Below are 21,630 nucleotides of genomic sequence, written 5' to 3'. Positions count from 1 at the left end.
AGCTCTTTCCTTGTTTTGTTGTGCCCAAACCGGGGCCTAAATGGTAAAATTCACCTTCGTAGATGTAATAATTTTTATGTCACAAATAAAAAAGGGCGTGTCGCCCTACGTTTTCATTTAAACGTTTTGCGACATCCCCTTGTTTAATTTTATAATGAATATAATCAGTTAACGAATAAGTGGGTGAATAAATGTCTGTTAAACTGTTTATCAAGACCAAAACAACCAAGGGGTTTGATCGTGACATTGTTAAGGTTACCTGGGGTGCGGTGAATAATTTGGGGAGAGTCTTTTATTCGAATACAGAAGTAATGCGATTGGAAGATTTTCTGAAATTTAAAGAGTTATTTTCAACCATTGGTCTAAATGAGGAAAAAAGGTTGGATACGGAGCGGGATCATTATTAAGTGTGATGAAAATTACACCCTTTTTGGTTAATTACGGATACAATAGGATTAATTTAATTTTATTGGGGCAAAATCTATAAAAAAATGAGGAGAAGAAATATGGCTATCCGAAAAATTGTTAAAATCGATGAAGAATTATGCAATGGTTGCGGTCAATGTGTTTCTCCCTGTGCAGAGGGAGCCATTGAACTGGTTGCTGGCAAGGCCAAGGTTTTAAAGGAAGAACTATGTGATGGTGCGGGCTTTTGTTTGGGGACTTGTCCCACCGGGGCATTATCCTTAGAAGAGCGCGATGCTGTGGATTTTGACCATCACGCTGTTGAAGAACATCTAAAGAGCAGAAATAAACAAGGTTCAGGGCTACCACCAGGGGTAGAAATTAAGTGCCACCGCTGCGGCAGTGAAGATCACGATCGGGCTTTACTACCCACTAGGATGAAGGGTGAAAGTGTCTGGACCTGTACACGTTGTCTGCCGGCATTAATTCATGGTTAATTTTTCTATCTATCGGGAATAATTACCGATATTGGCAGTCAAAATATTATTGTCAAAATAATGGAGGTGTTACTATGAAGGCATCTGTTGATCAAGATCTATGCATTAGCTGTGGTGCATGTATCGACACTTGTCCTGAGGTATTTGATTGGAATGACGAAGAAAAGGCTTATGCAATTGTCGATGAAATTCCAGATGGTCAAGAAGACTCGGCGAAGGAAGCTGCTGAAAGTTGCCCCACCGATGCCATAAGAGTAGACTAACCCCCAGGGAGTGTCGCAAAACTACTTAGTAGTAAGCGGCACTTCTTTTTTTGGTCATGACCATTTTTCAGTATAAGACTGAGTAGAAAATCTAAGGCTCACGCTTGCAGGTGTTTTAATTAGAGGTGGCGAATACTGGTTGGATGCATATAGAGGGTTTTATTTGGAAAAGATATACAATTGCAGGGGTGGAAACCGTTGAATAAAATAAAGATTCTCCATATTATAAGGCCCGCAGCAGGTGGCATGAAAAATCACCTGATAAATTTGATTCGCCATACCGATAAAAATAAGTTTTCAATAACAGTGGCTTGTCCACCTAGTACAGCATTGTGGGATGAACTATACCAAATGGGGGTTAATCTTATTCCGATTCCCTTGGCCGGGGAAATATCACTGTCAAAGGACTATGCTGTCATTCGTACATTAGTTAAATATTTGCACCAGTCCCGTACCACAATAATGCATGCCCATAGCTCAAAGGCTGCACTTGTTGGTCGTATAGCAGGCATAATTGCCAGAACCCCAGTGATTGTTTTTACTGCTCATAATAGTATATTTTATGAGGAATGGCCTGGTTGGAAGAAAAAAATTTATGCAACGGTAGAAAAGATCTTGGCCCGTTTTACGGATCGAATTATCACGGTTTCGGATGCTTTAAAACAAGAGCTGGTGGAAAAAGAGGAAATATCGCTAAGTCGATTAACCACCATTTATAATGGAATAGAAATAGAAAAATTCAACCAAGAATTCGATAAGGAAGAAATCAAAAAAGAATTAAAGCTACCCCCTTCCGGTGTAGTGATTGGAACCATTGCCCGCCTGGCCCCTCAAAAGGGTGTTGCTTATTTGCTAAAGGCTGCCTCTCTCCTTAAAGAATATAATATTACTTTATTAATAGTAGGAGATGGTCCGCTGCGCCAACAACTGGAAGAGGAGGCCTTGGAGCTTGGGCTAGGTAACCGGGCGATTTTTGCTGGAATGAGAGAAAATATTGAAGAGATTTATGCTGTATTGGATATTTTTGTGTTGCCCTCTGTCACAGAAGGATTGCCTTTAGCCATATTGGAAGCAATGGCCGCTGCCAAACCAGTTGTTGCCACCCGAGTGGGCGGTGTTCCTGAAGCAATTTTAGAAGGTAAAACGGGTCTAGTGGTATCACCAAAGGATCCCGAGGCCCTGGCCGTGGCCTTGGCAGGCTTGTTGGGAGAAAGAGAACTCTTGTCGCGCATGGGCAAAAATGGTCTAAAGCATGTAAATGATAAGTTTACCATTACCTTAATGGTACAGAAAACCTTGGATTTATACAGCCAACTTTTATTGGATAAAAATATTTCCGTTGATCGTTAAATGATGGGTAGAGATTTTGTTGGGGGGATTTAATTGGCTTACTCTTTCTGGCATAAAATTATTGCCAGTATCTTATTCTGTTTATGTACACTGGGACCTGTAAATTTTGCCTCAGCCGAGGAAACGGTGGAAAGAGTTGTGTTAGTGGTTATTGACAAACTTACTATACAGGACTACGAAGCGGAAGGGCTAGCCAATCTCAAGGCTTTGGCTAACCAGGGTGCCTTAGGTTTATTAAATAACAATACCGGAGCAGGTATTTATTCCGAACATACCTATTCAACCATCGGTGGGGGCGCTCACCTAGTTGGAAACGGGGAAGTTATTAATGGTTTTAATATAGAAGAAAAATTTTCTGATCTAAGCGCAGGGGATGAATATTTTCTGCGTACGGGTTTACGTGCCCCAGAAGATTCAGTGGTTCAACTTGCCATCGGCAAATTAATAAGGACTAATGGGGAGTTAAGACATCCGGCAATTCCGGGGGCACTGGGTCAGGCAATTAATGATGCCGGCAAAAAAACCGCAGTTGTAGGTAACAGTGATACAATCGGAACGGAGCGTAGGCTAATAACCACCATATCCATGAATGAATTAGGGGTTACGGATATGGGGACAGTGGATCGATCAATCTTATTACAGCATCAAGAAAATATCGGTTCTTATCGAACTGATTTTGTCAAGGTTCTGGCTAAAATAAAAGAATATCGGGAAAAGGCAGTGCTTATTGTGGTTGAAACCGGTGACTTGACCCGGTTATATGAGGAACGAGATAAGGCAACAGAGCAAGCATACCAAAGACAGCGCCAGGAGGCAAAGGAAAGAATAGATCAGTTTGTGGGAAAATTGGCCAGCAGTATGGATTTCAGCAAGGAAGCCCTAATCGTTGTGACGCCTACCCCAACCACTGAGGCTGTTAAAGGAAATATAAGCTTGACACCGATCATTGCTCTGGGACCTAAATGGGAACCTGGCACATTATTAACATCCGGCACCACGAAGCGGGATGGTATTATCATGAACACGGATATTGCACCAACGATCCTCCGGTCCTTAGGTGTTCAACCGGTACCAGAAATGTCTGGACGTCCCTTTATGTCTTCCCAGGCACACTTTACTGGGAATAGCTTGGATTACTTGTTAGATTTAAACAAGGGCTTGGTTACCACCTACCAGGCCAGGCCACCCTTGCAGTCTGCCTATGTTTTTCTCCAGCTTATCGTACTACTTATGGGCTTATATGGAATTTTTCTTAAAAAACATATGGCCGAAGTGATTAAGCCTTTCTTGCTTTTGGTTATGTCTGTACCCTTAGTGGAGCTTATGATGCCCTTGTTACCAAAAATTTCAGTTACGGTTATGGCAGTGCAACTGGTTATACTAACTTTGGCCTTTTCTGGGATAGCTATTTTATTGCAACGAAAGATTGGCATAGACCCCTTCATATTTATTTGTCTTGCTACGGCCGGAACGATATTAGCAGATTTGCTAAATGCTTCTTTTTTATTAAAACAATCTGTACTTGGCTACGACCCCATTGTTGGGGCAAGATTCTATGGCATTGGCAATGAATATATGGGTGTTTTAATCGGTTCCTTAATTATTGGTACGACCGCAGCAATACAATATTTGGAAAAACACAGAAGAACCCTAATCATATTAAGTGGTTTTTTCTATCTTTTTACCATTTATGCAATGGCGGCACCGAACCTGGGTACGAACGTGGGAGGTACCATTGCTGCTACTGCGGGATTGTTAGTAACCTTTCTCCTATTAATAGGGGTGCGCTTTCGTTTTACTACGGTTGTGCTGGTTGGCTGTCTAGTAGTATTGTCTGTAACAGGCTTTATTGTCTTTGATCTAAGTCGCCCGGTGGATTTGCGTTCCCACATGGGAACCACAGCGGCCTTATTGCTGCAAGATCCTAACCAAGCACTGGAAATCATTCAGCGAAAATGGTCCATGAATATGAAACTCCTACGCTACACTGTCTGGAGTAGGGTTCTGCTTGCCAGCTTGGGCATATTGGCTTTGCTATTCTATCGTCCCCAAGGTGTGGTTAAAAATTTAAGGGTTGAGTATCCTTATTTATTTAAGGGCTTTATCGGGGTAATTACGGGTGCCCTGGTTGCCTTTGCCTTTAATGACTCAGGTGTAGTGGCTGCAGCAACTACCATGATTTTTGGTGCACCGCCCTTGGTTTACTTAGTGTTATCGGAACAAAAGAATAAACATAAACATATTGTTAAATGACCTAATATAATGTAAAAGGTAATTAGACAGAGCAAAATCAATACACGAAATAAGAACGGATGGTAAATAAGGTAAACACGTGAATTTTGTAGCAAACTAATATATTTGACAATTAAAGGCGGTTTTTCTGCAAGATTTTATTGACAAGGAAATTGTTTATGCTAAAATTGATTTTGGTTGGAATTGACCAGCCCTACATTATTATGATTTGGGCTGGTTAATTCCAACATTTTAATTAAGGAAATGGAGGAGGATAACTATAATGAAACCATTGGGCCGCCATGTCTTGGCTGAAATCTATGGCTGTGATTTTGAAGTCCTCAATAATGTTAAAAGGGTTGAGGAAATAATGGTTAACGCAGCACTGGAATCGGGGGCTGAGGTCCGCGAGTATGTTTTCCATAAATTTAGCCCTCAGGGAGTTAGTGGAGTAGTAGTAATTAGTGAAAGCCACCTGGCTATTCATACCTGGCCTGAATTAGGCTATGCCGCAGTTGATGTCTTTACCTGTGGTGATTCAGTGAATCCCTGGGATGCATGCAATTTCTTGACCAGAGAATTTGGTGCAAAGGATATGGCTGCTCAGGAGACTAAGAGAGGAATCCTGCCTGGTATGGCGCCGCATTTGGTGGCCGTAAACTCATAGGAGGGATATTTATTAGTACCAAGAGTAGCACGACCTGACGAGTCTAGCTCATCCTTTTGATGAAGCGAGGCTCGTCAGTTTTTTATACGCTTTTTCCAAATACTTAAAAGAGGAAATTCAGATTTATTAACGAATAACTTATTTGTATCCGCCAAAGAGGGGGTTTTGTTCATGTCAGGCGACGTTTTAGCATGTCTCCAGGAAGATATCCAAACGATTCATCATAAAATTAAAGGTCAATTATTAATAAAAGCCGGGCACGTGGGCGACTATGCCCATTTGGAATTTTCCCCCATGGACAATTTCATTCATCCGGCGGTGGTACTTACTGTTGGAAGGTTATACAACTGCAGATCACCTAAACTGCTTTCCCTAGGGGCAATCGTGCAGTTTATTTTTATGGCCTCACAAATTCATAAGCAAATTCCAGAAACGGTTGTCCAGTCCCATACGATTGATCCTAAGGATGGGACCCAGTTTCCTGTATTAGTAGGGGATTATTTATACGGAAAATTTTTCACTACCCTATGTGATGCTGGGTTGCTAAAATATCTTCAACCCTTAGCCGAGATTATTGGCTATATTCATGAGGGCGGCATATTAAAAAAAGTTAACCAAAATCGTTTAAATAATCAGATAGTTAGTGAAGTTACACGTCTGGAAGTGGCAGAATTGCTGGCAGGGGCTGCAAGTATTGCTGGGGATGTGGTAGGTGCACCGAGGGAAGACCAGATGTTGCTATATGAATTCGGACTTAATTTAGGGATGGTGTACGGTTTAAGTCAGGGAAAATCGTATGATATATTAACCCATTATAACCAGGCCAAATTACGATTGGATAAACTTCCAAATCAGTCCGAAAAAATTATTTTTGAACATCTCCTGCAAAGGATACAGCTAAATGATGGAATGGCTCGTAAAGTAGTCTAAATAGTTTTTCTGTAAAACTCCCTCGTTAATTCTGTGCGGGTCCTTTCTTGATGTTCTAAGTGTCATTGAATGATAGTTTTTGAATATAGATAAATATTGAACTGAAATTGTTAAGGCGATAGCACAAATAATATTTTAAATTTGACCAGTTGAATTATGTGTACAGTTCTTGGGGAGGGTTTTTAGTGGCCAAAATAAGGTTTGGACAGGTGGAATATCTAAATGCTCTACCGGTCTTTCATGCCTTGGAAGAGGGCCTTCTGGCCTTTGATGGCAAATTGATTAAAGGATCACCAGCTGTTCTGAATAAAATGTTTTTGGCAGGACAATTGGATATTGCTTCTATTTCATCCATAGAATATGCCAGAAATATGGATCAATGCATGATACTGCCCGATCTATCCGTTAGTGGAGATGGGCCGGTAAAAAACGCCCTTTTGTTTAGTAAAATACCCGTTATGGAATTGGAAGGCAAGAAGGTCTGCCTAACAGACTCTTCGGCTACTTCAACGGCTTTACTGAAGGTGCTTTTTGATCACTATTACCATTTAGAAGCCAATTTTATTACCATGCAGCCCGATTTAGATAGGATGATGACTAATGGAGATGGTGTTTTATTAATTGGTGATGATGCCTTAAGGGCATATTTAAGAGTAAGGCAAGAGAACTTACCCTATCATGTTACAGACTTGGGGGAAATTTGGAAGCAGTTTACCGGTGAACCGATGGTGTATACCCTTTGGGTCATTCGCAGGGACTTTGCCAGGGAAAATCAAGAGGTAGTCGGTATCCTCCATAATCAATTAGTAGAGTCCAAACAGTATGTGAACGCTAGTTTAATATCCGTACTGGAGAAAAGTCGTCGTAGAAGTGGTCTGCCCACGGATATTTTGGAGGAATATTACCAGGTCATTGAAAATGGGTTTACAGAGAATCATAAAAAAGCATTGTTAACTTTTTATGATTATTGCTATAAAAGTGGTCTTATTGAGGAAAGGGTAAGGTTGGCTATATGGGGTGAGTAACAAAGCGAGATGAATGATTGACATCTCGCTTTAATTAATTTTACCCAATGTTCTTAAAAGCACTGTCTTTTGCACCACAGATGGGGCATTTTTCCGGTGCATTGTGTTTATGTATATAGCCACATACAGGACAGAGGTAGTAATCAACATTTTCTTTGCTCTCTAGCAATGCCAAGGCTTCCTTGTACAAATCAGCGTGTACCTTTTCGGCTTCATTAGCCAAGTGGAAGGATCGCTTGGCAAGGTTATTTTCTTCTGTTTCAGCAGTTTTAATGAAATCCGGGTACATTTCAGTAAACTCATAGGTTTCACCCTCGATGGCTTCTTTCAGATTCTCCGCAGTGGTTTTTACTCCTCCCAGAGCCTTTAATTCGCTGAGGGCGTGAATGGCTTCCGCTTCGGATGCTGCTCTAAAAAGTTTGGCCACCCCAGGATAGCCTTCCTGCTCAGCCTTTGCAGCAAAGGCTGAGTATTTACGATTTGCCTGGGACTCGCCGGCAAAGGCAGCCTTTAGGTTGTTTTCTGTACTCATATTATTTCCCCCTTATTTATATGGATAGTTTTATCATTTACACATCGTAGTATAATAAATCAGACGAATATTAACAAGGTTATTGGCAAATAGTTAAGAAGGATGTAAGATTTAGGAAATCATCTTTCCCCTTTTGGCAGAAGAAGTTATAATAGACTGTAGTATTTTGAAATAGACAAGGTGGTATACATGAAAATCTCGAATCTGTTCCAACAAAAAAAACCTGTTATCTCCTTTGAAATATTTCCACCAAAAATCACTGCACCTGTGGAAACCATTTATCAAACCCTAGAAGGGTTAATCAAGCTTAATCCTGATTTTATTAGTGTGACATATGGTGCTGGTGGCAGTAACCGCGATCGAACAAAGGAAATTGCCTCAACGATTAAAAACCGCTATAACGTGGAAACCCTGGCCCACCTAACTTGTGTGGGGCAGACAGTGAATGAGATTGATCAAATTTTAGAAGGGTTACAACAGGAAAACATCGAAAATATCCTAGCCCTAAGGGGTGACCCACCGGCGGATGTCCAAAATTATGACTTCTCAGATTCTGACTTTAAGTATGCCTCGGATCTTGTGAGGCATATAAAAAATAAAGGCAATACCTGTGTGGCAGCAGCAGCTTACCCGGAGGGACATGCACATTGTCGTCGTCTCAATGACGACCTGAACTGGCTTAAGTTTAAAGTAGATCAAGGCGTTGATTTTCTAATAACTCAGCTTTATTTTGATAATCGGGTTTTCTATAATTTTATAGAAAATGCCCACAGGATGAATATTAATTGCCCGGTGGTAGCCGGGGTCATGCCTGTGCTGAATGCCAAACAGGTTAAAAGAATTATTTCTTTATGTGGGGCGTCGATGCCAGCGAAGCTTTTAATAATAGTTGATAAATATGGTGAAAATCCTGAGGATATGGAGAAGGCTGGTCTTGAATACGCCAGTGAACAAGTTCGGGATCTATTGGACAGCGGAGTAGATGGTGTGCACCTATACACCATGAATAAACCCCAGCAGATTACTGAAATACTAAAAAATGTAGGGAGAGCCTAATGAATACCGCGTCTGATGACGCGGTATTGGTATATTTAGGCCATGGCCCATGGCCGATGCGAAAGGGAGGACTATATTTGGAAGATACCAAAATTGCCTTGGTTCAAATGCAGGCAACCTTTGGCGATATTCGAAAAAATTTAACCACAATGGAAGGTTTTATTAAGGAAGCAGCAATAAATGAGGTGGATATTATATGTTTCCCTGAAATGTGCATTCAAGGATATGGTCGGCAGATGCCAGACCATTTGTTGGAAACACTTGAAGGGGAGGCAGTTTGTTATCTAAAAGAGTTAGCTTATAAAAATAACATCACGATTTTGGCCGGGATGGCAGAAAAAAACCAAGGGAATAAGCCCTTTATTACCCAAGTGGTGATTAAGCCGGGTCAAAATGTTGATTACTACCGCAAAACCCACCTGGGAACCAGTGAACAGCCTTACTATCAAGCTGGCAATAGCATTGAACATTTTGTCACGGATAAGGCCATCCTTGGGATACAAATTTGTTGGGATACTCACTTTCCGGAAGTAACAACGATGCTCTCTTTACAAGGAGCAGAAATTATTTTTACACCCCATGCTTCTCCAACCATTGTGGGAGATCGCAAAGCTATCTGGCTAAAATATCTGGCTGCCAGAGCCTATGATAATTCTGTTTTCGTGGCCACCTGTAATTTAGTGGGGGATGACGGTAATGGTCGTCAATTTTGCGGTGGGTCAATGATCATTGACCCAAAGGGCAATGTTTTAGCAGAGGATTTCGGGGGTAAACAATCCATGCTGGTAAAAGTTTTAGATTGTTCAAAGATAAATGCCATTCGGGAAAGGAAATCCTCATCGATGGCCAATAGCTTTTTCCTTGCCAGCAGAAGACCGGAAATTTATAAAGGTTTAATGGATTAGCTTTTACTTACCCTTTGCAGCAGACTTAAAATAAAACATTAAAAAACCTTAATACCAGGACAAGAAGCTTCACGTCCAGGGGAGGTTTTATGCTATAATTGTATTGTAACAATATTTTAACTAATTAAATAGAATATTGGAGTGTCGACAATGGATTTTAAGCCCATCAAAACTAAGAAAATATATGAAGAAATCGTAGAACAAGTTAAACAAATGATTGTTCATGGCGACCTTAGTCCTGGGGATAAATTGCTGCCGGAACGTGAATTGGCTGAAAAGCTTCAGGTGGGCCGTTCGGCGGTTAGAGAAGCCTATCGTTCCTTAGAAGCAATTGGGGTTATTGAAATAAAACCAGGTGAGGGTACCTTTGTGCGTGAAATGGGCTCAAAATCCATGACGGATATCATTTCCTTAGCCGTCTTAACCGGCAAAAACAGCATCGCCGAGTTATTAGAACTGAGGAAAATCGTTGAGGTAGAGGCCGCTGCTTTAGCTGCCCAGAGAAGAACCGAAGAAGATATGCAAATGATTCAATTGGCCTTGGATGAGATGGAAAATGATATAAAAAAGGGTAATTTGGGAGATGCTTCCGATATTAGATTTCACTATGCTATCTGCGCGGCGGCACACAATTCCTTATTGATCAAGCTGATGAGTTCCATTTCAGAGACAATGAAAAAAGAGATGTTTACGGTTCGCGAAAAACTATACAAAACCCCTGGTACACCTGCTAGGTTATTTGAGGAGCATAAAAATATATTTGAGGCCATAAAAAAAGGTGATCCGCACAAGGCTAGAGCAACAATGTTCATAAATTTAGATAATGCGGAAAAAGGATTTATGAAGGGATAGGGATTATTAATAAGTGAGAAAATGTTAAACCCAGCTAATGCTGGGTTTCTTGCATTTTATATGAGGGGTGCCCTATAATGAACAAAGAAATAGTAACGGAGGAATTGTATGGAACCGCATAGCGATAAGTCTTTACTAAGAGAATTGCCTAAAGTTGACCAAATATTATTACATAGGGATATGACAAAACTTTTGCAGACCACTCCAAGGTCAGTGGTGGTCGAATCTATCCGCAATTCCACGGCTTTAATTAGAAAAGCTATCTTAGAGGGTCAGATTTTTGAACCTGGGACAGTCCATGATAGGGTTCTGCAAAAAGCCGTTGCTTTGATAAAAGAAAAAACCAGGCCCAACCTAAGGCGGGTTATTAACGCCAGTGGAGTGGTACTACATACTAATCTAGGCCGGGCGCTCATGTCAGAAAGTGCCAGAGATACTGTAACTGCTGTTTCTTCTTCCTTTTGTAATTTAGAAATCAATCTAGAATCCGGCAAAAGAGGCTCCCGCTATGAGCCTGTGGAGGAACTATTGACCCGACTTACCGGGGCGGAGGCAGCACTGGTGGTAAATAACAATGCGGCGGCAGTCTTACTGGCTCTGGGCACCATGGCCAAAGGAAAAGAAGTTATCGTCTCCAGGGGACAGTTGGTGGAAATTGGCGGGTCCTTTCGCATTCCTGAGGTTATGGAACAAAGTGGGGCAACCTTGGTGGAGGTAGGTGCCACCAATAAAACTCACCCCGGGGATTATCAAAACGGTGTGTCGGAAAATACTGCTTTGCTGCTGCATGTTCATACAAGTAATTACCGCATTGTTGGTTTTACCAGAGAAACCACCGTGGAGGAATTGGTGCAAATTGGACAAGCAACGAACATTCCGGTTATGTCTGATCTGGGCAGTGGTTTTTTAGTAGATTTAGCGAAGTATGGCTTACCTAAGGAGCCCAGTGTTCAAGAAACAGTTGCGGCTGGGGCCGATATTGTTACCTTCTCCGGGGATAAACTTCTGGGGGGACCCCAGGCCGGAATCATTGTGGGCAAAAGACATTGGGTTGAAAAAATGAAGAAAAATCCTTTGACCCGGGCAGTACGCATCAATAAGTTTACGGTTGCGGCACTGGAAGCCACCCTAAGGGAGTATTTGGATGAGGAAAATGTATTAACAAATATTCCTACCCTTCGCATGCTTACCGAATCCCAGGAAAAAATACGGGTCCGGGCAAAGGAATTGGAGTTCAAAGTTCGTTCCCTCGTGCAAGCAAAGGTATCTCTAGAGGTTATCAAAGGGTACTCCCAGGTTGGCGGTGGTTCCATGCCCACGGCTGAAATGCCGACTTATTTATTGGCCCTTTTGCCGGAATTAATGACGGTAGATGAGCTTGCGGTAAAGTTACGTCTGGCAGAACCAGCGGTGGTTGCCAGGGTAAGGGATGGCAAATATCAGATCGATTTGCGTACGGTTCAACCGGAAGAAATTGATATGCTGGCTGAAATATTGGCTTATGTAATAAATTATGGGGAGGTGATCCGGTCTTGAAACACATTATTATTGGTACCGCAGGACATGTGGATCACGGAAAAACCCGGCTCATCAAAACATTAACGGGAACGGAAACAGACCGTTTAAAGGAAGAGCAGGAAAGGGGCATATCCATTGAGTTGGGATTTGCCCAGTTAAAGCTGCCCAGTGGTAAGCAGGCAGGCATCGTGGATGTTCCCGGGCATGAACGCTTCATAAAAAACATGCTGGCAGGGGTTGGCGGCATCGATCTGGTAATGCTGGTGATTGCCGCGGATGAAGGTGTGATGCCCCAAACCAAGGAACATGTGGATATTATTCAACTGCTACAGGTAAAAAAAGGTATTGTGGTCTTAACGAAAACGGACTTGGTGGATGAAGAATGGCTTGCCCTGGTGAGTGAGGAGATAAGGGAATATCTAATGAATACCGTTCTTAGCCAGGCACCAATTATACCCGTATCTTCATTAACAAAGCAAGGAATTCCTGAATTGCTTCAAGTGATTGATAAGTTTGTAGAAGATACGGAAGAAAGGATCAGCAGTGGCAAATTAAGATTGCCCATCGACCGGGTTTTTTCGGTGACTGGTTTTGGCACAGTGGTTACCGGCACCTTGCAATCCGGTCGGGTAATGATCGGTGATACAGTGGGAATTATGCCCCAGGGGTTCGTCTCAAGGGTTCGCTCCATTCAGGTACATGGTAAAAAAGTAGATCAGGCCAGGGCGGGGCAGCGCACAGCGGTAAATCTAACCAACATCGAAGTGGATGATGTAAAGCGGGGCAGTGTACTTGTAACACCCAACAGTGTAGAACCATCCCATCGCATGGATGTCAAATTATTGCTCTTGGAGAGTGCGGCAAAACCCCTTAAAAATCGTGCCAGAGTTCGTTTGTATTTAGGAACAGATGAGATTTTGGGTAGGGTTCGGCTACTTGATCGGGAGGAACTGGAACCGAATCAAGAGGCCTATGTTCAACTGGAACTAGAACAGGAAGGCATTGCCGGCAAGGGTGACCGATTTGTCATTCGTTCCTATTCCCCGATGCGGACCATTGCCGGTGGAGTAGTCATTGACCCCAATGCACCAAAGCATAAACGTTATCGGCCGGAGGTAATTGAGGAACTTACCACCAAGGAAAAGGGAACCCCGGAGGAGTTAATCGACCAATATGTGGCGGCCAGGCAAGCTCTGCTGAACCAGGAGGAGATAATGACTGGAACTGGGCTTAGCGAGCAGGTAGTTGAAGAAAATCTGTCCAAACTTGTGGCAGAACAAAGGATTAAAATTATAGCCACAGATAAAAAGAACCTTTTGCTAACCCAAGCAGTTTATCGGAAATGGTGCCAGGAAGTTAAAAGTATGATCATAAACTATCATCGGGAATTTCCCTTAAGGGAAGGTTATCCCAAGGAAGAACTACGCTCCAGAAAGTTTTCCTCTATCAATAATAAAAATTTTCAATACCTGCTTACTGAAATGGCAGCAGATGGTATCATTAAGCTCTTTGATAAGACCTTGGCCAGCCCCGAATTTGGCGACAAATTAGCGGATGGTCATCAGAAAATGATAAACAACATCATGGCAACCATTGAAGAGGGTAATTTTCAACCACCGTCCTGGGCTGAAGCGGTAAAAAAATATCGCATCAAAGATGCAGAGGCCCAGGAATATTTACAGTATTTGCTGCGTACTGGTAAATTGCTTAAATTAGGCGACGAAGAACTTTACTTCCCGGTTGAAAAATATCGTGAGGCCAAGGAGAAAATTATTAAGTTTATCAAGGATCATCAAGAAATTACCGTAGCCCAGACCCGTGATTTATTAGGTACTTCCCGGAAGTATATTTTGCCATTATTAGAATTCCTAGATCGTGAAAGAATCACTCGTCGGGTAGGGGATAGTCGGATACTGGTATAAAATATAAGGGCGGCAAAGGCTGTCCTTTATACAATTTATACCATGGATACCTTCATGCCCGGAGGAGGGAATGAACTTAATTTGGAGAATTTTAATAGTCATTAAAGAAATAAGACAGTGAGGTTATTGGCGGAATGGTTACAATGGATACATTAAAAAGGGGTTTTCATAAGGGCTTATCCACCACCTGGATGCTTTCCAAGGTGGTGGTTCCGATTTATATGGTTGTAACAGTTTTAAGTTTCACCCCTCTGTTAGGTAAAATTGCAGATTTCTGTGCCCCCTTTATGAAATATGTAGGTTTGCCAGGAGAGGCTTCACTGGCACTGGTGATTGGTAATGTATTAAACATGTATGCGGCCATTGGGGTCATTACTTCTTTGCATTTAGAACCCAGGGAGATTACGATTATTGCCATGATGCTGCTTTTTTCCCATACCTTGCCTGTGGAGTGTGCAGTGGCTGGTAAATCAGGCATCAATCCCTGGATTATCGGCCTAGGTCGCATTACGGTAGCGATATTTGCTGGCATCATTTTGAATATTACTTTATAGAAATGGCGATGGTCCATAACGAAGGAAGGAAGAAGAAAATGGATTGGTTAGAAATAATCAAAATCTCTTTGACCGGAAGTTTAAAAAACGTGTTGCAAATGGCCTTGATTATTTTCCCGATGATGATTATTCTAGAAATCGCACGGGATATGAAGTTGTTAGATAGAATAGCAAAATGGATGGCCCCGGCGATGCGTTTTTTTAGACTACCCAAAGAAGGAGCTTTTCCCATTCTAATTGGTTTAACCTTTGGTCTAGCCTATGGAGCAGGAGTTATTATTGATAGTGTAAAGGAAGGACACTTATCCTGGCGGGATCTGTTCTTAATTAATATTTTTTTAGTTCTTTGTCACTCGGTGGTGGAAGATACCGCCCTTTTTATTGCCATCGGTGCCGATGGTTCAATTATACTGGGATGCCGAGTTTTATTAGCCCTGGTTGTAACCTTCTTTCTCTCCCGCTGGGGTGGTTTGGCAAAACTTGAACCGCTTTTGGCAGGGAAATTGATTGTTCCTCATTGTTCGCATTGCGAAAAAAGTTAAAATATTTTACTCTCCCCTTCTTTATGAAAATTATTTTCAAGGGAAAGCTAGACGTAAATAAAGATGGGGTGATGTTTTTGGATAAATTGTGTGTTTTATGCAATGGGCTTTTTACTTTAACCATTATTTGTCCGAAGTGCGGTGAACACTTACTGGATTTAGGTCTCGTACAGGATTTTTATGATCCCTACAGTGCGTATTTGGATCAGGAAATATATGAAGATGGTTATAAAGGGTACACTGGGGAATGCTGTGTTCACTTGCTAGCCTGTACGGACTGCAGTTTTAAAGAATATCGGGCCATGAAGCGTTTTTCGGAAGCAGAGATTACCAATTATATTCCTATCTTGACATAATTTACGACGATAGATATAGCAGCTCATCGCCCATAATAGAAATATGGAGGTGAGAATCGTGCGTCGTAATATGAATACCAACGAACGATTGTTAAGTGTTGTGGGTGGTATTGCTTTTTTAGGATTGGGTCGTTCCGAAAATTATCGCAAATCATTGTTGGGAAAGGGTATGACAGTGATGGGAATCAAAACAGCTACAGTGGGAATGTTGGGATATAACCCTCTTATCGATTGGTTGGAACAAGATGACGATGACGATGATTTCTTTTAATTAAACGTCCGCTTAGCCAGTAGTGGCATTATTGATTGGCTTAAGGGGGTGTTGATCTGGAAATTGATCAAAGACATGAAAAGGGCCCCTTTGATATCATTGGTGATGTACATGGGTGTCTGGAGGAATTAAGCGAACTTTTGCAAGAACTGGGCTACCACAGGAAAGGACCGAGCTTTATTCACCCCAAGGGAAGAAAAATAATTTTTTTAGGTGATTTAGGTGATCGGGGACCCCGTTGTTTAGACAGTATTGGTTTGGTCATGGAAATGGTCCACCGGGAGCATGCGTTATATGTTCCTGGAAACCATTGCAACAAATTATACCGGTATCTTTTAGGCAGGAATGTTCAGATCAAGTACGGCATGGAAAAAACGGTGGCGGAATTTATGGCCCTTTGTGCTACGGAAAAGGAAATTTTCTCAAGGGAATTTATCTCCTTTTATGAAAATGCCCCTTTATATTTAATTTTGGATGATGGCAAACTGGTGACAGTTCATGCCGGAATTAAGGCAAATATGATCGGTCAGGTTAACAAAAGGATTATGAGCTTTTGCCTCTATGGGGATACCACTGGAGAAGTTACCCCTGAGGGATTACCGATTCGCAGGGATTGGGCGAAGAATTATCGTGGTCAGGCTTTAATTGTTTATGGTCACACACCCATAGAGGAGCCTATATTTAGAAGCAATACCATTAATATTGATACTGGTTGTGCCATGGGGGGAAAACTAACAGCCTTACGCTATCCCGAAAGGCAGCTTGTTCAGGTTGGGGCCAAAAAGGTGTATTATAGTAGGGTTGGTAGTAAGGAAGAACAGTTGGTGTCAAAAAATTAGTTCATTTGATCAGATAAATCCGCATCACAAAGTGGACAAAATTTTAAAGTACCAGTGGCAGCAAACTCCTCATTACATCTGTTACAATAATAAAAATAAATAAGAGTAACCCCACAGTGGGGGCAGGTGTCCTGATTAACTATTATTTCCTTTTGGCAATAAGGGCAGATAACCATTAATGGGACCTCCTTTATCTTTATGTTATGCATAGAAACCAAAAAAGTCCAAGATAACCTGGACTTTTTTATACTATTTCAGAAAGTATTAGATTTTAAGGATACGTATAAGACTCTTATGCCACTGGTCGGCACCATCCGAACAATGGCAATAGAAAGCGGTTTTTCTAGGTACCACATACGTGTGTTTTTTTAATTGACAAGTGTATAAAATCTTGGTAGGATTGAAACGTAAAATAAATGTAATATTTCCGTATATACTTGGGAATTGGCCTAAGTGTTTCTACCGGGCAACCGTAATTGCCTGACTACGGAGGGAAAGTGTACCTAGGGTTCCACAACCATGTAATGGGTTGGTTTGGTCCAAGCGGTACAGGCGTATGTTTACGCTACACCTAGAGGGATAAAAGCCCAGGCGGTAGGTTTCACTCTGATAAGAGGAAACCTATCGTGCTGGGCTTTTTAATGATATTAAAGTTTAATCACATTAGAGGCTTGGGGACCACGGGTGCCGTCAACAATATCAAACTCTACTGGTTCACCTTCTTCTAGGCTACGATAGCCATCGGATTGAATCGCAGAATAGTGTACAAAAACATCAGTACCACTTTCGGACTCAATAAATCCATAACCTTTGTTGGCGTTAAACCACTTAACTTTACCTTGCAAACTACTTCCTCCTTAGCTTTCTTATACTTTCATCAATAGATTTTTATGCTATGCGAAAGTGTTAGATTGTTTATATACCAAGTATTGGCAAAAGATATATAATTTATTCCTAAATGGACCTTTATATTTTTCTTTTTGAAAATTCAAATCCATGGCTATTTTTACGTCAAAGTAGTTCTTTTTCAGGGGGTGGAGGATGGCGAGAAGATTATCGATTCGTTATAGACTAAATTATTAGGAGGGAAAAAAGTGAAATTGAACTACAAAAAAATGTTTGCACTGGTATTAACCTTAATGTTTACCTTCGCTTTAGTAGGTTGTGGCGGCGGGGAAAAACCCCAGGCCCAAGATCAACAAAAGGATGCAGCCAATGAGGAAAAATTAAAAGTCGCTTTTATTTATGTTGGTCCTGTAGGTGATGGCGGGTATAGTTATGCCCATGATTTAGGACGTCAATATTTAGAAAAAGAGATTCCTAATCTTGAAACCACAATTATTGAATCTGTTCCCGAGGGTGCAGACTCCGAGCGAGTATTAACCGAACTGGCTGAAAGAGGAAATAAAGTTATCTTTGCTACCAGCTTTGGCTATATGGACAGTGTTATTAAAGTGGCCCAAAAGTATCCCGATATTAAGTTTCTCCACTGCTCTGGCTACAAAACTGCTGAAAACGTAGGAACTTATTTTGGCCGTATGTATCAATCCCGTTACTTAACTGGTATCGTGGCTGGTAAAACCACCGAAAGCAATGTAATTGGTTATGTTGCAGCATTCCCCATTCCCGAAGTAATTCGTGGTATCAATGCCTTTACCATGGGCGTTCGGTCAGTAAACCCCGATGCCAAGGTGAAAGTGGTTTGGACAAACACCTGGTATGATCCTGCAGCTGAGAAGGAAGCAGGTAAGAGCTTACTGGAAGCAGGCGCGGATGTGGTAGCCCAGCACCAGGATACCCCTGGTCCTATGCAAGCTGCTGAAGAAAAGGGCAAGTTTGGCATTGGCTATAACAGTGACATGGGTAAAATGGCACCCAAGGCTGTATTGACCTCTGCAGTTTGGAATTGGGGTCCCTACTATGTTGATACCATTAAGGCCATTCAGGATGGAACCTGGAAGAGTAATGAGTACTGGGGACCCATGTCTGATAACGTTGTTGGACTAGCCCCCTATGGCCCGATGGTTAGTGAAGATATTACGCAAGTAGTTGAAGCCAAGAAACAAGAGCTAATAGAAGGCAAGTTTGATGTATTTAATGGACCTGTTAAAGATCAAACAGGGAAGGAAAGAATTGCTGCTGGACAAACAATGTCCGACGCTGATATGCTTTCCATTGATTGGTTTGTCGAAGGTGTAGACGGCACCATTCCCAAATAAACCAGTATCATAATGAAATAATTGCTGCTGGCGGTTATACCGCCAGCAGCATAATTTAAGGGGCGAAGGACTTGACAGCCGATTATTTAGTTGAAATGAAACAAATAACCAAAAGATTTCCCGGTGTTGTGGCTAATGATGGTGTTAACCTTCAGGTGAAAAAAGGTGAAGTCTTAGCATTACTGGGTGAGAACGGATCAGGTAAAAGCACCTTAATGTCCATTCTTTCTGGGCTGTATCGTCCCGATGAGGGAGAAATTTATATAGAAGGTCAAAAATTCAGTTTTAAATCACCCCGGGAAGCCATCTTTGCCGGAATTGGTATGGTGCACCAACATTTTAAGCAGGTGGATACCTTTTCTGTGGCGGAGAATGTTATTCTGGGTAGTAAAGATACCAAGTTTTTTCTGAATGCCAAGAAGGTAGAACAAGACATTGAAGAACTTTCCCGGGGCTATGGACTCCATGTGGATCCCACGGCAAAGATTTGGCAGTTATCCGTTGCGGAAAAACAAAGGGTGGAAATTGTTAAAATGCTGTACAGGGGTTCTAAACTACTGGTTTTGGACGAACCCACCGCTGTACTGACTCCCCAGGAGGCCAGGGAATTATTTCAAACCCTAAGGAAAATGACTGCCAAGGGACAATCCATCATTCTGATTACCCATAAATTAAATGAGGTTATGGAAGTTGCCGATCGTGTTACTATTTTGCGTGGTGGCAAATCCGTAGCAACCCGAGAAAAACATGAAGTCAACGAGCGGGAATTGGCTCGACTAATGATGGGACAAACGATGGTGATACCGAGTAAAAAGGAAGAGGCTAATTTTGGGGCCACGGTGCTGGAACTTGAACGTGTAAGTGCAGGAAGTGATGCCAGGCGAGTAGGCATTAAGGATATTTCCCTTCGAGTAAGGGCCGGAGAGATCATGGGTATTGCCGGTATTGCAGGCAATGGACGCAGGGAATTGGCAGAAACCATCGCTGGGCTGCGGAAGATAGTTGAAGGGAAAATTTTTATTGGTGGAAAGGACGTCACAAATCTTTCTACCTTGGAGGTTATTGATGAAGGTGTCAGTTATGTTCCCGAAGATCGTTTGGGTACCGGACTGGTGCCCAACCTGGGAGCGGTTGATAATCTTATCTTAAAAGAATATCGTCGGCCTAGGCTGGGCAGTGGTCCGTTCATTAACCGCCGCAAGGCCAACGAATATGCAACGGAACTGGTAAATGATGTTGGGGTAAAGCTTACTGGCTTGGAAGCACCGGTCAAGCTGCTTTCCGGCGGCAACTTGCAAAGACTCCTGCTGTCCAGGGAGTTGGCCTGTTCTCCTAAAGTAATCGTTGCGGTTTACCCAGCCCGGGGACTGGATATTGCTGCCACTGAAGCCATTCACGAAATGCTGTTGGAACAAAGAAGCAAGGGAACGGCCATCGTATTAATCTCCGAGGATTTAGAAGAATTACTAAAGCTTTCAGATAACATAGGAGTTCTTTACAAAGGTTCTTTAATGGGTATCTTGCCGGTGGAAAAGGCCGAACCGGAAATAATTGGCTTAATGATGTTAGGGGCTAAACCAGGGGAGGAATTGGCATCGTGATAAGATTAGAAAGACGTTCTGCGCCTTCTCTATTGGGTACCATCTTAGTTCCATTAATAGCTATATTTCTGGCACTGATTACTGGGGCGATATTTCTTTATCTAAACGGCTTAAGTTCCCCCAATGGCATTACCTGGGGCCAAGTCTTTGCCGTTTACACAGGTATGTTGGATGGAGCAGTTGGCTCGACCTATGGTATTTCTGAAACAATTGTTAAAGCGATTCCCCTGATGCTTTGCGGCTTGGGGGTTTCCATTGCCTTTCGCATGCTGCTTTGGAATATCGGTGCAGAGGGACAGTTTCATATGGGGGCCTTTGGTGCAGCGTGGGTTGCTCTAACCTTTCCCCACTTACCCGTTTATCTAATGATACCGGCAATGGTTTTAGCGGGTATGCTTTGTGGTGGTATCTGGGGGTTAATCCCTGGTATTCCAAGGGCTTATCTTGGTGTTAACGAAACCATTACTACATTAATGCTGAACTATGTAGCCATGCTTTGGGTAAGTTATTTTGTTTTTGGACCCTGGAAGGATCCCCAGGGTATGAATTTCCCGTTAAGTAAGCCCTTTGAACCGGCAGCTATTTTACCCACATTGGGTAGCAGCAGGGTTCATTTGGGGCTAGCCTTTGGGATTTTAATTGCTGTGATACTTTGGTTTGCCCTGCGGCGATCCAGGTGGGGTTATGAAGTAACCGTTATTGGGGAAAGTCCAAGGGCAGCAAGCTATGCGGGAATGAATATAACCAAAAACATTCTTATCGTTATGTTTCTTAGTGGGGCCATCTGTGGTCTTGCCGGCATGGCAGAGGTTTCAGCCATTGCCCAAAGGATGCAACCGGGACTTAGTCCCGGGTACGGTTATACTGCCATCATTGTAGCCTGGTTAGGTAAATTAAATCCCTTTGCTATTATTCTGGTTTCTTTCTTACTGGGCGGCTTGCAGGTAGGCGGCTATAGCGTGCAATCCAGTGGGGTACCAGCGGCCATTGTTTTCATGATTCAAGGTGCCTTGCTGTTCTTTATCCTAGGAGGGGAAATATTTAACCGATATAAGATTGTTTTCAAAAACAAGGTTAAGGTGGGGGTATAGCCG

General features: G+C 42.3%; 24 protein-coding genes and 1 riboswitch. Of the genes, 21 read left to right on the top strand and 3 right to left on the bottom strand.

Annotated features, from left to right (window positions below):
* The first annotated feature begins 191 nt into the window (after window positions 1–191).
* The 8 genes from AC1U9Z_RS03060 (at window position 192) to AC1U9Z_RS03025 (ending at window position 7,369) form a co-directional block, all read left to right on the top strand.
* The gene (locus AC1U9Z_RS03060; protein WP_333532289.1) at window positions 192–407 is read left to right on the top strand and encodes a hypothetical protein; all 216 of its coding nucleotides are present in this window, start codon (window positions 192–194) and stop codon (window positions 405–407) included.
* A gap of 99 nt (window positions 408–506) precedes the next feature.
* Window positions 507–902 carry an ATP-binding protein gene (locus AC1U9Z_RS03055; RefSeq protein ID WP_333532288.1) on the top strand — a complete coding sequence of 132 codons (396 nt, stop codon included), beginning with the start codon at window positions 507–509 and terminating at the stop codon, window positions 900–902.
* Window positions 903–976: 74 nt separating this feature from the next.
* Window positions 977–1,165, top strand: a complete 189-nt coding sequence (locus AC1U9Z_RS03050; protein ID WP_333532287.1) for a ferredoxin — start codon at window positions 977–979, stop codon at window positions 1,163–1,165.
* Between the two features lie 198 nt (window positions 1,166–1,363).
* Window positions 1,364–2,515 carry a glycosyltransferase family 4 protein gene (locus AC1U9Z_RS03045; RefSeq protein ID WP_333532286.1) on the top strand — a complete coding sequence of 384 codons (1,152 nt, stop codon included), beginning with the start codon at window positions 1,364–1,366 and terminating at the stop codon, window positions 2,513–2,515.
* A gap of 33 nt (window positions 2,516–2,548) precedes the next feature.
* Complete coding sequence (locus tag AC1U9Z_RS03040) at window positions 2,549–4,768, top strand: hypothetical protein (protein ID WP_479955654.1); 2,220 nt, start codon at window positions 2,549–2,551, stop codon at window positions 4,766–4,768.
* Between the two features lie 262 nt (window positions 4,769–5,030).
* Window positions 5,031–5,414, top strand: a complete 384-nt coding sequence (gene speD / locus AC1U9Z_RS03035) for an adenosylmethionine decarboxylase (protein ID WP_333532284.1) — start codon at window positions 5,031–5,033, stop codon at window positions 5,412–5,414.
* 171 nt (window positions 5,415–5,585) lie between these two features.
* The gene (locus AC1U9Z_RS03030) at window positions 5,586–6,344 is read left to right on the top strand and encodes a polyprenyl synthetase family protein (protein WP_479955653.1); all 759 of its coding nucleotides are present in this window, start codon (window positions 5,586–5,588) and stop codon (window positions 6,342–6,344) included.
* A gap of 185 nt (window positions 6,345–6,529) precedes the next feature.
* Complete coding sequence (locus AC1U9Z_RS03025) at window positions 6,530–7,369, top strand: menaquinone biosynthetic enzyme MqnA/MqnD family protein (protein WP_333532282.1); 840 nt, start codon at window positions 6,530–6,532, stop codon at window positions 7,367–7,369.
* A gap of 40 nt (window positions 7,370–7,409) precedes the next feature.
* Here the strand turns inward: AC1U9Z_RS03025 and AC1U9Z_RS03020 are convergent, their stop codons facing one another.
* Window positions 7,410–7,901 (bottom strand): rubrerythrin family protein, encoded by a 492-nt coding sequence (locus AC1U9Z_RS03020; protein WP_333532281.1) that lies wholly within the window; start codon window positions 7,899–7,901, stop codon window positions 7,410–7,412.
* A gap of 189 nt (window positions 7,902–8,090) precedes the next feature.
* On the opposite strand from AC1U9Z_RS03020, the gene metF reads away from it, so the two are divergent.
* From metF to prpE, 10 genes are all read left to right on the top strand, one after another.
* Entirely contained in the window at window positions 8,091–8,957 is an 867-nt protein-coding gene (gene metF, locus AC1U9Z_RS03015; protein WP_479955652.1) for a methylenetetrahydrofolate reductase [NAD(P)H], read from the top strand.
* A 77-nt stretch (window positions 8,958–9,034) separates the two neighbouring features.
* Window positions 9,035–9,862, top strand: a complete 828-nt coding sequence (locus AC1U9Z_RS03010) for a nitrilase family protein (protein ID WP_479955651.1) — start codon at window positions 9,035–9,037, stop codon at window positions 9,860–9,862.
* A gap of 150 nt (window positions 9,863–10,012) precedes the next feature.
* Complete coding sequence (locus AC1U9Z_RS03005; RefSeq protein WP_333532278.1) at window positions 10,013–10,714, top strand: FadR/GntR family transcriptional regulator; 702 nt, start codon at window positions 10,013–10,015, stop codon at window positions 10,712–10,714.
* Window positions 10,715–10,822: 108 nt separating this feature from the next.
* A complete protein-coding gene (gene selA, locus AC1U9Z_RS03000; RefSeq protein ID WP_479955650.1) occupies window positions 10,823–12,250 on the top strand; it encodes an L-seryl-tRNA(Sec) selenium transferase in 1,428 nt (475 codons plus the stop codon).
* Entirely contained in the window at window positions 12,247–14,154 is a 1,908-nt protein-coding gene (gene selB, locus AC1U9Z_RS02995; RefSeq protein ID WP_479955649.1) for a selenocysteine-specific translation elongation factor, read from the top strand. Before selA ends, selB begins: the two co-directional genes overlap by 4 nt.
* A gap of 143 nt (window positions 14,155–14,297) precedes the next feature.
* A complete protein-coding gene (locus AC1U9Z_RS02990; protein WP_333532275.1) occupies window positions 14,298–14,708 on the top strand; it encodes a nucleoside recognition domain-containing protein in 411 nt (136 codons plus the stop codon).
* Between the two features lie 38 nt (window positions 14,709–14,746).
* Window positions 14,747–15,250: a nucleoside recognition domain-containing protein gene (locus tag AC1U9Z_RS02985; RefSeq protein WP_333532274.1), complete on the top strand. Its 504-nt coding sequence runs from the start codon at window positions 14,747–14,749 to the stop codon at window positions 15,248–15,250.
* Window positions 15,251–15,321: 71 nt separating this feature from the next.
* A complete protein-coding gene (locus AC1U9Z_RS02980) occupies window positions 15,322–15,606 on the top strand; it encodes a hypothetical protein (RefSeq protein WP_333532273.1) in 285 nt (94 codons plus the stop codon).
* Window positions 15,607–15,664: 58 nt separating this feature from the next.
* Complete coding sequence (locus AC1U9Z_RS02975; protein ID WP_333532272.1) at window positions 15,665–15,877, top strand: hypothetical protein; 213 nt, start codon at window positions 15,665–15,667, stop codon at window positions 15,875–15,877.
* 56 nt (window positions 15,878–15,933) lie between these two features.
* Window positions 15,934–16,716, top strand: coding sequence for a bis(5'-nucleosyl)-tetraphosphatase PrpE (gene prpE, locus AC1U9Z_RS02970; RefSeq protein WP_479955660.1), 783 nt, complete (start codon window positions 15,934–15,936; stop codon window positions 16,714–16,716).
* Here prpE and AC1U9Z_RS02965 read toward each other — a convergent pair.
* Both AC1U9Z_RS02965 and AC1U9Z_RS02960 read right to left on the bottom strand, forming a co-directional pair.
* Window positions 16,713–16,892 (bottom strand): hypothetical protein, encoded by a 180-nt coding sequence (locus tag AC1U9Z_RS02965; RefSeq protein WP_479955648.1) that lies wholly within the window; start codon window positions 16,890–16,892, stop codon window positions 16,713–16,715. The two genes, prpE and AC1U9Z_RS02965, sit on opposite strands and share 4 nt — an antisense overlap.
* A 231-nt stretch (window positions 16,893–17,123) precedes the next feature.
* A riboswitch (purine riboswitch) is annotated at window positions 17,124–17,223 on the top strand.
* 140 nt (window positions 17,224–17,363) lie between these two features.
* The gene (locus tag AC1U9Z_RS02960; protein ID WP_333532271.1) at window positions 17,364–17,561 is read right to left on the bottom strand and encodes a cold shock domain-containing protein; all 198 of its coding nucleotides are present in this window, start codon (window positions 17,559–17,561) and stop codon (window positions 17,364–17,366) included.
* Between the two features lie 270 nt (window positions 17,562–17,831).
* Here AC1U9Z_RS02960 and AC1U9Z_RS02955 point away from each other — a divergent pair, with 270 nt between their 5' ends.
* The 3 genes from AC1U9Z_RS02955 (at window position 17,832) to AC1U9Z_RS02945 (ending at window position 21,627) form a co-directional block, all read left to right on the top strand.
* Entirely contained in the window at window positions 17,832–18,935 is a 1,104-nt protein-coding gene (locus AC1U9Z_RS02955) for a BMP family ABC transporter substrate-binding protein (protein ID WP_479955659.1), read from the top strand.
* A gap of 71 nt (window positions 18,936–19,006) precedes the next feature.
* Window positions 19,007–20,536, top strand: a complete 1,530-nt coding sequence (locus AC1U9Z_RS02950; RefSeq protein ID WP_479955647.1) for an ABC transporter ATP-binding protein — start codon at window positions 19,007–19,009, stop codon at window positions 20,534–20,536.
* The gene (locus AC1U9Z_RS02945; RefSeq protein ID WP_479955646.1) at window positions 20,533–21,627 is read left to right on the top strand and encodes an ABC transporter permease; all 1,095 of its coding nucleotides are present in this window, start codon (window positions 20,533–20,535) and stop codon (window positions 21,625–21,627) included. Before AC1U9Z_RS02950 ends, AC1U9Z_RS02945 begins: the two co-directional genes overlap by 4 nt.
* Window positions 21,628–21,630: the final 3 nt, after the last annotated feature.

The sequence above is a fragment of the Desulfotomaculum sp. genome (genome assembly GCF_982386235.1).
Note: the sequence above shows the minus strand (reverse complement) of the source record. Positions and strands in the feature narration are given on the sequence as shown.